1 protein-coding gene is annotated in these 213 nt (G+C 56.3%); it reads right to left on the bottom strand.

Translation table 11 applies throughout. From position 1 onward, the window contains the following. On the bottom strand, positions 1–213 hold a 213-nt coding region (locus tag F3I16_RS20995; RefSeq protein ID WP_160495455.1), incomplete at both ends, for an integrase core domain-containing protein.

Genomic DNA, 213 nt, shown 5'->3' with positions numbered 1-213 from the left:
GAAGTTTGCCTCAGCCTCCGCAGGCGGGATATACCCGATTGAGCTCAGTAGGCGCTGGTGGTTGTACCAGTGCACCCACTTCAAGGTTGCTATCTCAACAGCCTCGCGACTCTTCCATGATTGACGGTAAATCAGCTCGGCCTTGTACAGTCCGTTGATGGTTTCGGCCAAGGCGTTGTCGTAGCTATCGCCCTTGCTACCCACCGAGGGCTC

This window comes from Pseudomonas sp. L-22-4S-12, assembly GCF_009799935.1.
GTDB lineage: Bacteria > Pseudomonadota > Gammaproteobacteria > Pseudomonadales > Pseudomonadaceae > Aquipseudomonas.
The sequence above is the reverse complement of the archived record's forward strand: the minus strand, read 5'-3'. Positions and strand labels throughout refer to the sequence as shown.